At 66.9% G+C, this 14,158-nt stretch carries 14 protein-coding genes; 8 read left to right on the forward strand and 6 right to left on the reverse strand.

The genetic code is table 11. From position 1 onward, the window contains the following. Positions 1–171 precede the first annotated feature (171 nt). From K2F47_RS15345 to K2F47_RS15355, 3 genes are all read left to right on the forward strand, one after another. Positions 172–684, forward strand: coding sequence for a hypothetical protein (locus K2F47_RS15345; RefSeq protein WP_242903631.1), 513 nt, complete (start codon positions 172–174; stop codon positions 682–684). Positions 685–800: 116 nt separating this feature from the next. Further along, positions 801–1,268: a hypothetical protein gene (locus K2F47_RS15350; RefSeq protein WP_242903633.1), complete on the forward strand. Its 468-nt coding sequence runs from the start codon at positions 801–803 to the stop codon at positions 1,266–1,268. A 238-nt stretch (positions 1,269–1,506) separates the two neighbouring features. Continuing rightward, complete coding sequence (locus tag K2F47_RS15355; RefSeq protein ID WP_308198416.1) at positions 1,507–1,908, forward strand: DUF2637 domain-containing protein; 402 nt, start codon at positions 1,507–1,509, stop codon at positions 1,906–1,908. A gap of 385 nt (positions 1,909–2,293) precedes the next feature. Here K2F47_RS15355 and K2F47_RS15360 read toward each other — a convergent pair whose 3' ends face one another. The 4 genes from K2F47_RS15360 to K2F47_RS15375 all read right to left on the reverse strand — a co-directional run bounded on the left by K2F47_RS15360 (position 2,294) and on the right by K2F47_RS15375 (position 6,101). After that, positions 2,294–3,100, reverse strand: coding sequence for a class I SAM-dependent methyltransferase (locus tag K2F47_RS15360; RefSeq protein WP_242903635.1), 807 nt, complete (start codon positions 3,098–3,100; stop codon positions 2,294–2,296). After that, positions 3,097–4,353 (reverse strand): radical SAM protein, encoded by a 1,257-nt coding sequence (locus K2F47_RS15365; protein ID WP_242903637.1) that lies wholly within the window; start codon positions 4,351–4,353, stop codon positions 3,097–3,099. Before K2F47_RS15365 ends, K2F47_RS15360 begins: the two co-directional genes overlap by 4 nt. Further along, entirely contained in the window at positions 4,350–4,505 is a 156-nt protein-coding gene (locus tag K2F47_RS15370; protein WP_242903639.1) for a hypothetical protein, read from the reverse strand. The genes K2F47_RS15365 and K2F47_RS15370 overlap by 4 nt, the downstream gene beginning before the upstream one ends. A 1,038-nt stretch (positions 4,506–5,543) precedes the next feature. Then, a complete protein-coding gene (locus tag K2F47_RS15375) occupies positions 5,544–6,101 on the reverse strand; it encodes a hypothetical protein (RefSeq protein ID WP_242903641.1) in 558 nt (185 codons plus the stop codon). 653 nt (positions 6,102–6,754) lie between these two features. Here K2F47_RS15375 and K2F47_RS15380 point away from each other — a divergent pair. Both K2F47_RS15380 and K2F47_RS15385 read left to right on the forward strand, forming a co-directional pair. After that, positions 6,755–7,327: a DUF3558 family protein gene (locus K2F47_RS15380; RefSeq protein WP_242903643.1), complete on the forward strand. Its 573-nt coding sequence runs from the start codon at positions 6,755–6,757 to the stop codon at positions 7,325–7,327. 748 nt (positions 7,328–8,075) lie between these two features. Continuing rightward, positions 8,076–8,417: a hypothetical protein gene (locus K2F47_RS15385; protein WP_242903645.1), complete on the forward strand. Its 342-nt coding sequence runs from the start codon at positions 8,076–8,078 to the stop codon at positions 8,415–8,417. A 99-nt stretch (positions 8,418–8,516) separates the two neighbouring features. Here K2F47_RS15385 and K2F47_RS15390 read toward each other — a convergent pair whose 3' ends face one another. Further along, entirely contained in the window at positions 8,517–9,671 is a 1,155-nt protein-coding gene (locus tag K2F47_RS15390) for a hypothetical protein (protein ID WP_242903647.1), read from the reverse strand. An 809-nt stretch (positions 9,672–10,480) separates the two neighbouring features. Between K2F47_RS15390 and K2F47_RS15395 the strand changes: the two genes are divergently transcribed. Continuing rightward, a complete protein-coding gene (locus tag K2F47_RS15395) occupies positions 10,481–10,864 on the forward strand; it encodes an HNH endonuclease family protein (protein WP_242903649.1) in 384 nt (127 codons plus the stop codon). A 541-nt stretch (positions 10,865–11,405) separates the two neighbouring features. Here the strand turns inward: K2F47_RS15395 and K2F47_RS40700 are convergent. Continuing rightward, positions 11,406–12,701 (reverse strand): DUF2201 family putative metallopeptidase, encoded by a 1,296-nt coding sequence (locus tag K2F47_RS40700; protein WP_272496913.1) that lies wholly within the window; start codon positions 12,699–12,701, stop codon positions 11,406–11,408. A 136-nt stretch (positions 12,702–12,837) separates the two neighbouring features. Between K2F47_RS40700 and K2F47_RS15405 the strand changes: the two genes are divergently transcribed. Both K2F47_RS15405 and K2F47_RS15410 read left to right on the forward strand, forming a co-directional pair. Continuing rightward, the gene (locus K2F47_RS15405) at positions 12,838–13,698 is read left to right on the forward strand and encodes a DUF4129 domain-containing protein (RefSeq protein WP_242903652.1); all 861 of its coding nucleotides are present in this window, start codon (positions 12,838–12,840) and stop codon (positions 13,696–13,698) included. Then, positions 13,695–14,156 (forward strand): hypothetical protein, encoded by a 462-nt coding sequence (locus tag K2F47_RS15410; RefSeq protein WP_242903654.1) that lies wholly within the window; start codon positions 13,695–13,697, stop codon positions 14,154–14,156. Before K2F47_RS15405 ends, K2F47_RS15410 begins: the two co-directional genes overlap by 4 nt. Positions 14,157–14,158: the final 2 nt, after the last annotated feature.

Here is a 14,158-nt window from a genome sequence, read left to right on the forward strand (position 1 = left end):
CGCGCCTGCGCAGCAGACAACGCCTCGCCCATGCGGCTTTATGTGAAGGGCACGAGCAAAACATCACCTTCACCGAAGAGAAAAGGAGGCCACTCGAATCCTGGCGCGCGCCATTCGGTTAACCGTTCGCGCTTGGTAGGTGCAGGGCGGCGCCCTAGTGGAGGCTCGCGCTTGGATTTGCCGAGTTATGGTTCCGAAAAATTCCACAGATCCGATGTTCCGGGAGTTGATCAACTGATGCGTTCTATTCTCTCAGCTGCTGCTGTCTCGGAGGGTGGATTGAAGAGACGCAGAGCCGCAGTAATCGCTGTCGCGGGGGCGACGGCCGCCGTATCGCTCATCGGGGTTCCCGCTGCCCAGGCGCGAACAATCTTCGCTCAGAAGTGGAACACCAATGCGAAGGAAAGGGCCAGCAAGGACTTCGTACCGCATCGCTCGCAGATCAAGATCGGCGGTCACTGCAAACCCGGCGGAAGTGCCCGCTCCTTCTACACTCAACTGAAGTGGGGAAGGGGACAGAAGAAGATCTTCTCTTCTTACAGCTATCCATGCGAAGGAAAAAAGTACATTGATGATCGCTGGGTGAAAGTCAGAAAGGGTGACTCCTACTACCTCAAATGGTTTGGCACGGATAAGGACAGTAGACGCTACTCCCCAGGGCAAGGCGTCTTCGCTGCAATCTGACAATGGGCCTTGAGTGGAAGTTGCACCAGCCGTACCCCGCGCCCTCGCCAGCGCCGGGTACGGCCCCGTCCGATGAAGGGAGGATGCCCGTGAGGGCCATTAAGATCCTCGTCCCGATGGCGATTTTGCTCACCGGATGCTCGGCGTCAAGCGACAGCGAAACGGGGCCACCGTCGAGCGGCAGCCAGATCGTCGCGTCCGTCCATGGTACTCACGACGCCATCGACTGGAGAGTCGACCTCGTCAAGAAGAATACCGAACTCTGCACGCTTGCGGTGGTACAAGGAAAAGAACAGTCCTTTGACTGCCCACCTCCGGTCGCAGATAGCCCTCCGCTCAACTTCAGCATCAACGACGCCGATGCAGGGATCGAGCTAGTCTCCGGCGTCGCCACCCCTCAGGTAAGTCAGCTTCTTGCGATCACCAAGGACCGACAGCGCTTACGTCCAGAACTGAGGAGCATCGGCGCCGTCAAATTCTTTGCATACGCGGTGCGACCGGGAACCGCGCTCGATCTCATCGCAAGGGACTCGCGTGGTGCAATAGTCGCCTCTGGACATGACAAGCTCAACGAGTCCGGATAGGCGTCAGTCGCACGCCACCCGAAACTGAACGGTGACAGATGGCGGCTTTCGCTGGCATATGGCTGCACAAACAACGAACCCCGGTCGCTGGCGTCGTGCCAGGTCGACCGGGGTTTGGCTGTTCTGAGGATGTGCCCCCTGCAGGGCGTGCAGAACATGGGAACGGGCTCGGCCAAGCTGCTCATCGTTGAAGAGCGGTTCTCCCTACCTGGTACGCCGCGTGGGAGGGAGCGCGGTCGTGACTGAGACGCCACGAGGCTGGAGCGATCGGGCGATCCGGTGGACGACCACCATCAGCGTCGTCGTGCTGGCCGGGATTGCGGCGGTGCTGTCGTATAAGCACATGTACATGCTGGTCCGCCAGTACGGCGAGACCTCGTGGACAGCGGCGTTGTTGCCGGTGTCGGTGGACGGGATGATCGCGGTTTCGTCCATGACTTTGCTGGCCGACTCCCGGCAGGGGCGGCGCAGTGGCCTGCTGCCGTGGGCGCTGCTGGTGACCGGCAGCACCGCCAGCCTGGCGGCCAACGTCGCGGTGGCCGAACCCTCGCTGGTGGGACGCCTGATCGCCGCGTGGCCCTCGGCCGCGTTGATCGGCTCTTATGAGCTGTTGATGCGACAAGCAAGTAGGAACCGGTGATCCCGCACGCGCTGGGCAAGAAATGCAGATCGTGCACATAGCGTTCCGGCCGAGCGCGGCCAGGACGAGCAACTCCCGTTGCGGACGCTCGCGCACACCGTTCGCCCTCGCCGACGCGGCGGCGAACAGGACGGGCGACTCGACCACCGGCAGTGCCACTAGACGCTAGACGCCCGCCCAGGAGGGGCCGTCGGCCGCTAGCGGTGGGAGGCGCCGCTAAGGACGTCCCCGCCCGCTAGAGGACATCTCAGCGCGTCCCCGAGTCGTCCCCCCAGGACGTCCCGAACAGGCGGGGATGAACATCTGAACAAGGAGACGACGGCGCCTCGCCAGCCGAAGAAGAACGTCGCGGACGCGTAGCTGACCGGCGAGCAGACGAATCCGGTCATCGTGCTCGAAGTTCGAGCCACAGCATGTCTGCGATGGCCGCCGCGAGTCGCGTTTGTTGGAGCCGTTCATCCCACCTGCACAAGGTTCGACGGGCGGTGGGTAGACGGTCCATCAGTGGGTCGGCGTAGGGGGGAGGGGCGATGCTGCCGACGGCGGTCACGTTCAAAAGGTGGAAGAACCGGTTTGCGGCGTGGATCAGCTGACGGGCTGACCAGTACGAGATCGGGCAGTCCACATCGCTGATGCGAACGGTTTGCGGTGAGCGATGCCATCGTGGTGCGATGCCGCGTCCGGTCGCCAGATGCCACATCAGATCCCATGCGCACCGCGAGGACAGGGCGGACACGACGGCTACCCCTCCTGGGCGCATTGCTGCCCGGATGTTGCGTAGCGCCTGTTCGAGATCTGAGACGAAGTTGAGTGGGCCAAAGCCCAAGAGGACGCCATCCAGGAGCTGCCCAGCGATCTCCGGCAGTCGTCCGGGCGCGAAACCGTCGCCCTGCCACGTTATTACCGCCGAACCGACTCCGGCCTGGTCGACAGCCTGCCGCGCCATAGCGATCATGGACGGCGAGCAGTCGACGGCCAATACCTGGAAGCCATGCCGCGCGAGCCAGACGCTGTCTTGGCCCGGCCCGCAACCGACATCAGCGATGAGAGCAGGCGCGTGGAAGGACCTCGCATAGACCATGTGGGCCCGGCGGCGCGCGTCTGCGGCGAGCTCATTGTCGATGAAGCTGGCGGCATACCCGTGGGACAGCCCGTCGAACGCGGCGGCGACCGCCTTTGTATCTTCCGTCAACGCTGCCGGGTCGCAGACAACTTGACCGGCACAGGACTTCGGCGATGCCCCTTGTCGGCGACGGCCAACTGCAGCTCGCACAGGTAGCCGCTCTCGGACCGTTGAAGCTCTTCCGCCCGCCCCTGGTCCAGAGTCGACGCCGTCGACGCAAGTTCCGCAAGCCGGGTACTACCGTAGAACCCGTCCCACCACTTGGTTGCGGCCTCGTGCAGGAGCACCCCGCCTGTCGCTTCGAAGAACTGCTCGCGCATGTTGCAAGGCTTCAAAATCCCCTGGTGGGAGACTGCCACGTATCCGACCTGTGACTGACAGAGTGGTTCGAACCCAATCTCTGCCTCGGGATTCGGGGAAGCGACGCGATCATCCCGGCTGACTGCAAAATCCTGTTCCCACTGCTGATCGGGGATATCGCGTGCGAATCCTGTCCGGGTGACGGGGTCACCCTTAAACCGGACGCCGAGTTCAACAGTAAGCTTGGCAAGGTCGGCCATCAGTGGCCGGTTTGCTGACGTGACGACTGCTGATACCTGTGTCGGAACGCCCATCGCGACAAGCTTTCGGATGGCTGACAGCGCCCGCGCGTGAGACCCCTTGCCGCGAACGCTGTCATGGTAGTCAGCAGTGGCGCTATCCATAGAAATCTGGACCTGCTTGATATCGAACTCGGCAAGACGCGCGGCTATCTGGTCAGTTATGTACGTCCCGTTCGAGTTGATCTCGACGACCAGCCGCGGCGCGGCCCACTCCAGCATACGAACGAAACCTCGATGGAGGAACGGCTCGCCGCCGCTGAATAGCACCGCACGCAAGCCATGCCTGTACATGCCGCCGAGCACTTCAATCCACTGTTCCGCAGACAGTTCGTCTTTGGATCGGTTCACCTCTGCGTAGCAGTACACGCACTTCAGGTTGCACCTGTTGGTGACCTCGACGTCTGCTCGCGTTGCCTTCAGTACCGACGGATGTTCCACGAAGGAGATCCGTGGGCCTGGCGGGGGCGTCGGCTCTCCTACGTACCCGCGCTCCTGAAGTGCGGCGAGAAGGGCTTCAACGGCGCCTGCTTGCTGGCCGCGGTTCGCTCCCCACTGCACGGCGTCACCGCGGGACATCGGATGGTTAAGCGCCAGAAGGAGGCCAGTGCCGGTCTTGTTCACCACATCGAAGCGATTGCGCTTCCGGTTGACCAGGAAGGCGCCGAATGGTTGAAGAACGACTTCGCAGGCGCTGGTGATGCCCAGAAGATTAGATGTCATGAGGTGGCTTCGGACATGTCATCGCATCCGGGTGACTGGCCCGTGGTCGAGCCACCGCCGCCGTTGCATTTATTGCTCATAATGTCGGGAACCTGCCCGGACCGTGCGAGTTCGTCCGCCATGCCGTCCAGATCGTAACCGTGTTCGTCCATCCGGAAGCCTCCCTTTCTGCTACGCGTGTGTACTTGACCGACCATACAGGGCACTTGAGATCGAAGCAAGAAGTTGATATCGGATGGCGCAGAATTAACGTTTCGGCACGGAGTAGATGGCGAGAAGGTATGGCTGTCGACCCCGGCAGTAACTCTCTGGCCAGGGTTCTTGGAAGTCCAATAACAATGATCGCTTTCTCTGGTAGATGCAATAGGCGAAAAGTGGATCAATAGCCTGGAGCCGGCGCGTCCTCAGCTGACCGCCCAGCAGTGGCGGTGCGCCGTACCCCCGGTCACCGCCAGGCGGTGGGCCGGTCCCCGCGTTCGCGACATCATCGCGGCCTGCCTGGCTGCCGACTTGGTCTACAGGTCTGTCGGCGAGGAAACCGGCCGCTGGCCTCGACTGGACCGCCTCTCTCTGTTGGCGAAGGCCTCTCCATCCCGGGACGTGCGCGCTCACACGTCGTCTTCGTCGTCCTCGATGGCGTCCAGATCGCGCAGGTCGCGGATCGCGCCGGGCGGCAGGTCGGGCGGCACGAAGCTGTACGCGCCGTGGACCCCCAGGTGCCGGCACACGAACGGCGACAGCGACCAGCCGCGTCACCGTGGTCGCTCCCGGCAGCAGCACGTCCGGCCATGCGCTGCCGCCTCATCATCAGTCAGGAAATCCACCGGCATGCGCGCAAACTAGGGCCGACCCACCGATAACCCGCTCACAGTAACCAAATCAGCACTGACCGCATCATGCCACAGCACCTCAAGCACCACTCAGCGCACGACCCGCATCGGGCCGGTGGACGGTGGTAACTCCGCCCAACCGAATCCGCTAACGCCGTTGGCCGGTCGGTTGTTGCTCAAGGGCCGTGTCGTCAGGAAACCGGGCGGACCGGCGACGCAAGGTCGATCAGGCATGGCGAAGTGCCGCGAACGAGGGAACTGAGCGAAGCCTGGGAACGCACGTTCGCTGCCCTGATCGGCGTCCCCGAGTGGGCCAACGGCACGATGACCGACGTCGCCAGAGACCTCCAAGAGCGGTCGCTAGCTCGACTTCCAGCCGCCACGAGGTTGGATCATCTGTCCCCCGCGGTACAGGTTGCCGTTGCAATCGCGCCAGTCGGCCGGGGCGTGCGACACGATTGGCGGCTCGGGGCCGAAACCACCCCCGCCGCCACCGCCGTCATCTCCGCCGCGCAGAAGCGCCAAGCCCGCCATGACCAGCACACCCAACAACACCAACAGAACCGAGGGGTGCGAGCGCATGAACTGCACTGCCTCGTACAGAACAAGGAAGACAAGAAGCCCGATGATAAGGCTGGCCTCGATGCCCAGAATGATGTACGCCGCCCGGCGTCCAGGCGTGGGCTGCGGCTGGCCAGTAACCGCAGGCGCTTCCTGACCGTACGACGGCTGCTCGTAGGACTGGGCGTACACCTGACTGTAGAGCTGGCCGTAAGAGTCGGTGACCCAGCCAGACGGCGTCCAGTGTGCCGTTGCGCCACTGCTGTGATAAGCCCAGGCGCCGCCGAGGTTGTGAACGACGGTCGTGTAGCTCCCGTCGGGATGCCAGTACCGGTTCTCGTGTGCCGCAGTCGTCATGACAGGCCCCCTTGAAAGGAGTATGCGCTCGCAAAAGTCCTCTTTCCCCGTTGTGGCCGGACCAGGCCCTCAGACTGCAAGATCCCCAGTGCCCGGAAACGCAAGCGGCCTCCTTATCCCGTCGTGCCCGGACCCGAAGCCAGTCGGCGAGCGGGAAGCGACGTGTACGGGTTGTGACCTGCGCAGGCGGTCCGGACTTGCGGCTCATCGCACAATGGTTAGCGGCACCCCAACTGCGGGCCCGGGTATGGGAGCTGATCACCGTGGTGGCCGCCGCGCAGGGAATGACCCGGGACCTGCTGGCGCAGGCCCAGGAGGTTCCCAAGCGCAACGCGTATCGGCGTCCTCCTCCCGAAAGTGTCCCCAGCCGCCAGGTAGCGGAACGTGATCGGCAACTCGACATAGTGTCCGGACCCGACCGGCGCCCGGAGCGCGCGGCCGCCGTCGCACACCCGCCCTGACCTACGGCGGTTTCATGAATCCGACCACCTCCGAGGCACCCGGTCCAGCCCGCCGCGAACGGCCGGTGGATCGTGATGGATTGCTGGGACCGGTGGGCGGTTTCGTCAGCGATCTGCGCCCCGTCCCCGCCGTTGAGCATGCTGCAACCCTCCTTGGGACCCCTCCCGGCCGCCACTCCTTACGGTGCGGGCATGATGCCGCTTGATCCTGTCCGACGGTCTCGATCTGCCCTGATCACGGCTAGCTACGTCGTTCTCGCCGTCAGCATGTTCGGCGCCGGATGCTCGGGTGGGCACAACTCACCGCGGGCATCGTCACCGACGTCCTCCGGCCAGCCGGTGTCGCCCTCCGGGCCGCAACTACGCAAGTACCCCCTCGATCGGCTCAAGCAGCAGCCGTGTCTTTCGCTCGATGCGCGCGACCTCGCGGCACTCGGCGTTACCGGCCAGGGCAAGGAGGAATCGGGCCGGAGCGGAAAGACTTGCCTGTGGAAAATCGCCGGTCAGAACGTCAGTCTCGATCTGGACGTCCAGCTGTCGTACGCCAAGACCATGACCAAGCACGGGCGTGTCTCGCGGGTGCCCGTCGGGCACCACACCGCCGTCCAGTCCGAATTCCAACACATCTGCTTCATCTTCGTCGCGATCGACGCCCCCGAACATCCGATCGGGACCACCACCATCCCCGAACCTGGAGCCCCGCAAGAAGGGGCCTGCCAAGCCGGAGCCTCGGTCGTCGCCGCAGCCCTGACCCACCTCGAATGAGCCTTGCCATCGGGCACGTGGTGTGTGGGGTACTGGTGTGGCGGTCCCGCCCGCGGGCGGAAGGATGCCGGTTACACCGGCTGGGCGCCGCTGCTAGTGACCCCCCCTTGGCCGCCGTGTGGCCGCCGTTGCCGACTGGTCCTACCGCCCGGCATCGAGGGGCCGGATCCGGAGTCGGCCGCAGGTGCCCTGCTGGGCTGGATCAGCTTGCTGGATTGGATCGGTGAGCCGAGTCGCGACCATCAACGGGTCGAAGGTCAGCGCGACCCGCGCCGGGGCGGTCGGAGCCGGTGTTGGTGGGGCCTGGGGCAGTGTGATCTCGGGGGAGCAGCGAGGGATCTGCTTCGAATTTCGCTTGCGTTTGATCTGCAGCTATGACCATCCGACGCTCCCAAGGGATCTTGTGGTCGGCGTGGCGGGCATCGCCGTGGCCGCAGATCCAGCAGATGCCCGAGCACGCGTCGAGGCCCTGGAGGCGGGACCGCCTCCAGGGGCGGCCTTGGCTTGCCGTCTGGCAGTACGGGCGGCCACGGCGGCCTCCCCTCACGTCACGGACGGGCCGGTTACGGGCGGCGCTCCATGACCGGTGCGCCGTCCCGCTCGCGCGCGCCGGTCACGGTGAACCCGTGGCGGGCGTATCAGCGTTCCAATCGTGCGGAATCGACGTCCCGGTCACCTTCAATCGGCTCGATCGCGAGGCGGAGGGGAGACCCCAGGCGTCGGCGAGGATGATCGACCACAGCCAGCGGTGCAGCTGCTGATGGTCGTCGGTGGTCGCGGTGAGTGTTGCGGCGGGTACGTCGATGCCGTCGATGGTGGCGTCGGTGCGGGCGGTGACCGCCGTGTAGAGGGTGGCGGGCAGTTGGTAGGCGCTGTCGCCCTCCCCCGCCCGGATCCGCAGGCGCGCGAGGTTGACCAGAACTCATCCCGCCTCGACATCGTCGCCGCGATGAACGGGGAGCGCCGAGAACATGCCCTTGAAGCGCAGGCCGCCGTATTCAGGCAGCAATCAAGCTACGCCCTTATGCCTTTTTCGAATTGTATCGATTTTTTGTCGGCTCGTTGCTTGTCTGTGTCACTGATGCTTTGAGCCAGTTGGTGAGGCGGGTCTCGCTGCGTTCCGTGAGCACGGCCGACCACCAGGTCACCGAGGCGGGCATGCAACGCTCGCCACCATTCATGGCATGAGTCAGATGGTCAGGACCTGCTGATAGCGGCTGGGGAAGTCCGGCGGCAGCTTGTCGGCCACGGCGTCCATCACGATCGCCAACTGCACTCCCCTCGCCAGACTCGCCTGCCGGGCGGCGAGCTGTTCCGGCGTGCCGACCACCACGGCCAACAGACCCGGCGGGCTCGGCGCAGGCAGCAGAACGAGGGCGACCCCGAGGCTTTCCAGCGGCGCCCGGCCTAGCTCAGCGAGGTGCTGCCCTGTCAGCTCATCAGGTACCACGATGTGCACACCGTCGGACTCGTAGAAATCTTCGTCGTCCATCAACAACGTCGCCGCGACGCCGGCGATATGCGCCACCGCGTCGAACCACCGGTCTGAGCCACGCAAGGCCGCCAGCGGGCCGACGTCGTCGGACAGCGCTGCCAGTACGACGGGCTGGACGCCATCCTCCACGTCCACAGCGGGCTCGGAACTCACATCTGGGCTGCCCGGGATCGTCTTGACGTTCGCCCATGCCAGGGCGACCTGCCGCCGGTCGATCAGCGACTTCAGGAGTGCCGGGCTGGTCCCGGCCGTGACGTCCACCGCGGTCGTCACGCCAACTAGCACCGCCTTCTGCCTTCGGATCTCCAGCGCATTGAAGTCGGGCGCCGTGCACCACCAGACGCCTAACCTGCCTCGGTCGGAACCGAAGGTGATGTTCAAGGTGCTGCCATCCAGCGACCCGGTGAGGCCGGGCAACGTCGCCGACCGCTCGGGCCACCCGTGCTCCATCCCGGCGACGAGCCAGGGGGTCAGGCTGGCCAGTCGCCACCCGGTGTCGGTGGAGACCAGTTTCGCCACCTCGCATGAGGGGTTGACCAGAAACACCGTCAAACCCTCACCCTCACCACTCACGGTGAACCCGCCCGAGCGCCAGCTCGGGTGCGATCCGAACCAGGGCAACCGGGCCGCGAACTCCCAACGAGGGCCTTGGCACCGCCGGTGATGCAGGGCCACCTCAGCGAATCCGCCGCTCTCGGTGACGGTGAGCGACGGCTTGCGCCGGCCGAGCGGCTGGTTGCACGTCTGGCAGTCGATAGCCCAGAGATTCGTCCGTAGCTCGGCCAACAGCTCGGGACCGAGCCGGTTCCGGATGGTCGTATCGGTCCGGACCCGTCGAACCTTCGCCATTTTTCCGCGCAACCTGCATCACCGCCACGTCCGAGGCTGCCGTGCCATCGCAGGACCACCCTGCACCCCACCCACCGGGACCCGTCCCGCCCGGCCTCCCCACGTGGTCGGCGAATACGCCGGAAACAAGCCATCGCGCAGGCCGGAGGGACTAATCATTGAGCACCGGGTTGAGCACGGTGGGTCAGGCTTGTAGTCCGGGCCCGCGCCCGCTCGACTTCCTCACCCGCCTGGGAAAAGAACACCTACAGCCGCCCGAGCCAAGATCAGTGGCCTGAACTGTACATACGCGGTGCTCTTGATCGACGTCGAACGCGACTGCCGTAGTCGCGGTTCAAGGGTCGGTCAAAATTGCTGGGTGCTAAAGCGCTCGTCGGGTTGGCGGGCGTGGCGTATTGCTTGGCGGGGCCTGGTCACACCCGTGCTGCACTGGTTCGAAAAGAACGTCTAGGCCAGCGCCGCCCTGACGGTGAAGGTCACCCAGGAGCAGATCTTCGCCCACTACGCCGATCTATTCCCCCGCCAACAGGAGATCGGCGTCGACATGGCCACCGAACTGCACCGCATACGCGTCGGCCATCCGGCGGTCATCGCGCTGGGGCACGGGCCAGGGGTGCCAGCCCGACTCCGGGCGCTGATCGGCCCGACCGACCCGGCGCAAGGCGGCAGGCACACCATCCGCGGTTGCTACGGCATCGACACCCTGTCCGCCGGCCAAGCCGACCGACCTAGTGACCGGATTGCTGTAGCAGCCCTACTTCCGCACTCGCACCCACCTCGCAGCTCTGACCGTCGCCGACGAAGGCAGCATGGACGGCTACAGCCGCCAAGCGTTCCCGCACTGGACAAACCAGGGCAACAACTGCAACACCCGCGAGACCGTCCTCAAACGCGACGGCGACGGTGTCACGACCGACTCGCAGTGCCGTGCCACCTCCGGCTCGTGGACCAGCCCGTATGACGGCGCGACCTGGACGCAAGCCTCCGACCTCGACATCCACCACATGGTCCCGCTGGCGCAGGCGTGCAGGTCCGGGGCAGCCGCGTGGACGACGGAACGCCGCCGTCAGTTCGCCAACGACCTGGAGCCCTCGCAGCTGCGGGCGGTCACCGACAACCTCAACCAGGCCAAGGGCGACAAGGGCCCGGCGCAGTGGTCGCCGCCGCTGAACGGCATGCTCGACACGTGCTGAACCCCTGGGCCCTGCCGTTAGGTCCCTGCCGTTAGGTGGTCGCCCAGCTTGGGCACCTCCGGGCGGTGAACAGTTGGACGAGGTCGGCAGTGGTGAGGCTCCCGGGTCGCGAGGACGGCCTCGAGTTCGGTGAGCGGGCTGGATTTCTCCCTGAGCGAGCCGCACCCAGCGTGCTTTCTCAGCTGATCGTGACAACGCGGGCCCCGTGCGGCGGGTCGTCCGGGGCATAGTCGGGGTTGTCCCCCTCCACTGCGCTCGCTGGACGGGGGAAGAGGCCCACTACGGTGCGGCAGGGGGGTGGCTCGGCGGGCCAGGGCGTCTGGCCGTCGGTCAGGGCGACGATCACGTCCGGGCGGGGCCGGGGCGGAGGGCCCGGGTGAAACCCGAGCGCAGATCCGTTCCTCCGCCACCGAACAGCTCGAGGTGCTCGGCTCGGCAGAGTGGAACGGCGACCCTGGCCGCGTCGCAGGAGCACACCGGGGACGGCGGCCGAGCGCCGGGACGGGTGCCGTAGCTGTGGTCTTCTCCTGCTCCAGGGGCTCTAGCTGCCGAGCGGACCGTTGCCGCCAGCAACTGCCGCCACGGCTGAGGCGGATGGAACACCGCGTCCGCCCAGCGGCGCCAGCCTTCCGGCGCCTCCGCCCGGCCGCCCCTTGATTTCCTCGGCGACCCGGAAGCGCACCGCGTCCCGCTGCTGTCTGCTTAGACCGTGCGCCCCCTCGGGCCCCAACTCCCACGGACACTCCTGTCCGTCGGCCTCGCTGCCGCAGTCCAGCCAGGCCAGGTCCGGCGTGAGTGCGGAGAGCGAAGTCGTTTGCAGGTACTCCTCCATGAGCATCCCGTCGGGCAGCCTCAGCATCGGCGGCAGGACCACCCCGGCGGGCCGGGGAAGACCGTCACCGTAGATGTCGTCGTTGATCTCCAAGTCGGCGGCGATGTTGCGCCGCAGCCGCTGGCCCGGCTCGTTCTCCCCCTGCTCCCTCGCGTACCGCTCTCCGCGTCCGTGATGGTTTCGCAGCAGGTGGGAGACCTCGTGCACCCAGACGCCTGCCAGCTCCTCCACCGGGGTGCGCGCGACGAAGCCGGGGGAGACATAGCAGCGCCAGAGCGCGTCCACCGCCATCGTCGGCACTGAAGGGTCCTCCACCACGTGCAGCGCGAACAGCGCGCTCGCCAGGTAGGGACGGACCTTCACCGCGTGCAGTCGAGCGCCCAGCAACTTCTCCAGTTCCAGTGGGAGGCCGGGCGGTTCGTACGGCTCGCCGGAACCGGTCGGGCGTGCCGGGACGGCGGCCCGCACCCGGCGCGGCGGCGCGGGCCGGGCACCGGAGACTTCGAGGTCCTCGTCATCGGCCCACCCCGGCCGTGCGCCCGGCCTCGGCCGACCCCGTCGCCCGCCGTACCGACTGATCAGCCCGCCGGGCGAGACCGACCACTCCGGCCAACCGTGCCACCGACTCCGGCACTTCCCAGTCCTCACGCCGCAGCGAGGCCAGGACCTGCGCCGGGGCGACCAGCAGGTCCGCGGGACCGGGCTCCAGCGCCCGGACCAGTACCGCCCAGCCCGCCTCCCAGCGCTCCGAGCTGCGGCGCCGCGACCGTTTCCGGACCCGGTGTGCCGGGATTGCGGTGGGGCGATGGTGCTGGAGGCCGAGTCCGGTTTTCTGTCGTGCCCGGACGGGGGCTGCTTCGGGGCGGGTGTGCAGGTGTGGTTGTGGCGGGCGAGCGATGCCGCTGTCGCCGCAGGTGCGCCCGACCGGTGCCCGGCGGGGTGGCCACGCCCAGGCCAGAGCCGCAAAGGCGCCGAGTTGGGCAAGGACCACCTCGGCAGGGGCATCGGCGCCTGACCTGGAAGTCGCCTACCTCCGCTGCCGGGCTCGGCCGGGACCGGTCACGCTCGTCCACGACGATACTTCGATCATGTCGGCAGAATGCAGGCACGAGAAGAGTCCGCGGCGGCGAAGGTGGGCGCCATGCATCGGGGCAACGGCCGGGCCGACCTGCGGCGCCTGGCGGCGGTCGGTGCTCTCCTCGTCCTGGCGGGACTCGCCCTCGCGCTGCGTCGGGACCACCGTTTACCCGGCCCCGGTGACCGGTCCGCGGGGATCGTCGCCGGTGTGCTCGTCCTCGTGGTCGCGTGCTGGGTCGTCGCCTATCTGTTCTTGGCGAGGACGAGTCGGTCCAGAGTTACCGCTCTCGCCTTCTCCACGGCGGCGTTCGGTGTGCTCGCCGTCGTGGTGATGGTCTCTGCTCCGTCCCGGTCACCGTCGGCCGAATGCGAGACGGTCGGGACGCACTGCGAACAAGAGCCGATGCCCACCCCCACCAGTCCCGCAGTCTTCGAGACGCCCAGACCGCATCACCGGGCGGGAAGGGGCACGGTTCCCATCGGTGTCCTGCTGCTGGGAGCCGCCGTCATCACCGTGGTCGCGGTCGCCGCGCTCGGCTATCGCCGTCGGTCGGCGCGTGTCGCGGAACCGTCCGGCGATGAACCCCGTTCGGGCGCCCTGCGCACGGCCGTCGAAGCGGCCGGATACGCGCTGAGCACCGGTGACGCACCCCGCGAAGCCGTGATCGCGTGCTACGCGGCGATGGAACAGGCTCTCGCCCGGTCCGGGGCCGGGCCCAGACCGTCCGACAGTCCGGCCGAGGTGCTCGGCAGGGCCGCCGCCCGGGGCCTTATCCGCGGCGAGAACGCCGAGGCTTTGACTGAGCTGTTCCGGCGGGCCCGCTTCAGTCGTCACCCTGTCACCGACGACGACGTGCGGCGGGCGCGGGACGCCCTTGCCGCCGTCCGCGACGATCTGGGCGGTGTCCTCGGGGAGGTGCCGTGACCTGGAGGAACATCGCCGTGCTCGGCCCGGTGGCGGTCGGGGTCGGCGTGGTCGCGGGGCGCGCGGTGGGCGCGGTCGCGGCGGCCACGGGGCTCGCGGTCGTCGTGATGGTCGCGGCCTTGCTGGCGACACCGCGCACTCCCCGATCCGGTGGCGGGTACGCCGCGCCCGAGCCGGACCCGCTCGCCCCGTTCGTCACCTACCGGAAGATCGAGACGTCGCTCGGCTGGGCGAACACCTCCGGGACGCACTACGACCGGGTCGTGCGCCCGCTGCTGGCGCGGCTGCTCGCCGAGCGGCTGCTCGAACGGCACGGCGTCGACATGGCCGCGCGTCCCGACCTCGCCCGCGACCTCGTGGGCCCCGAACTGTGGCCCTACTTCGACCCCGCCGGGACCGGCGCCCGCACCGGCGACGCCGCGCTGCGCCGTCTCGTGGAACGGCTGGAGGAGGTATGACC

This window comes from Actinomadura terrae (assembly GCF_022751215.1).
Classification (GTDB): domain Bacteria; phylum Actinomycetota; class Actinomycetes; order Streptosporangiales; family Streptosporangiaceae; genus Spirillospora; species Spirillospora terrae.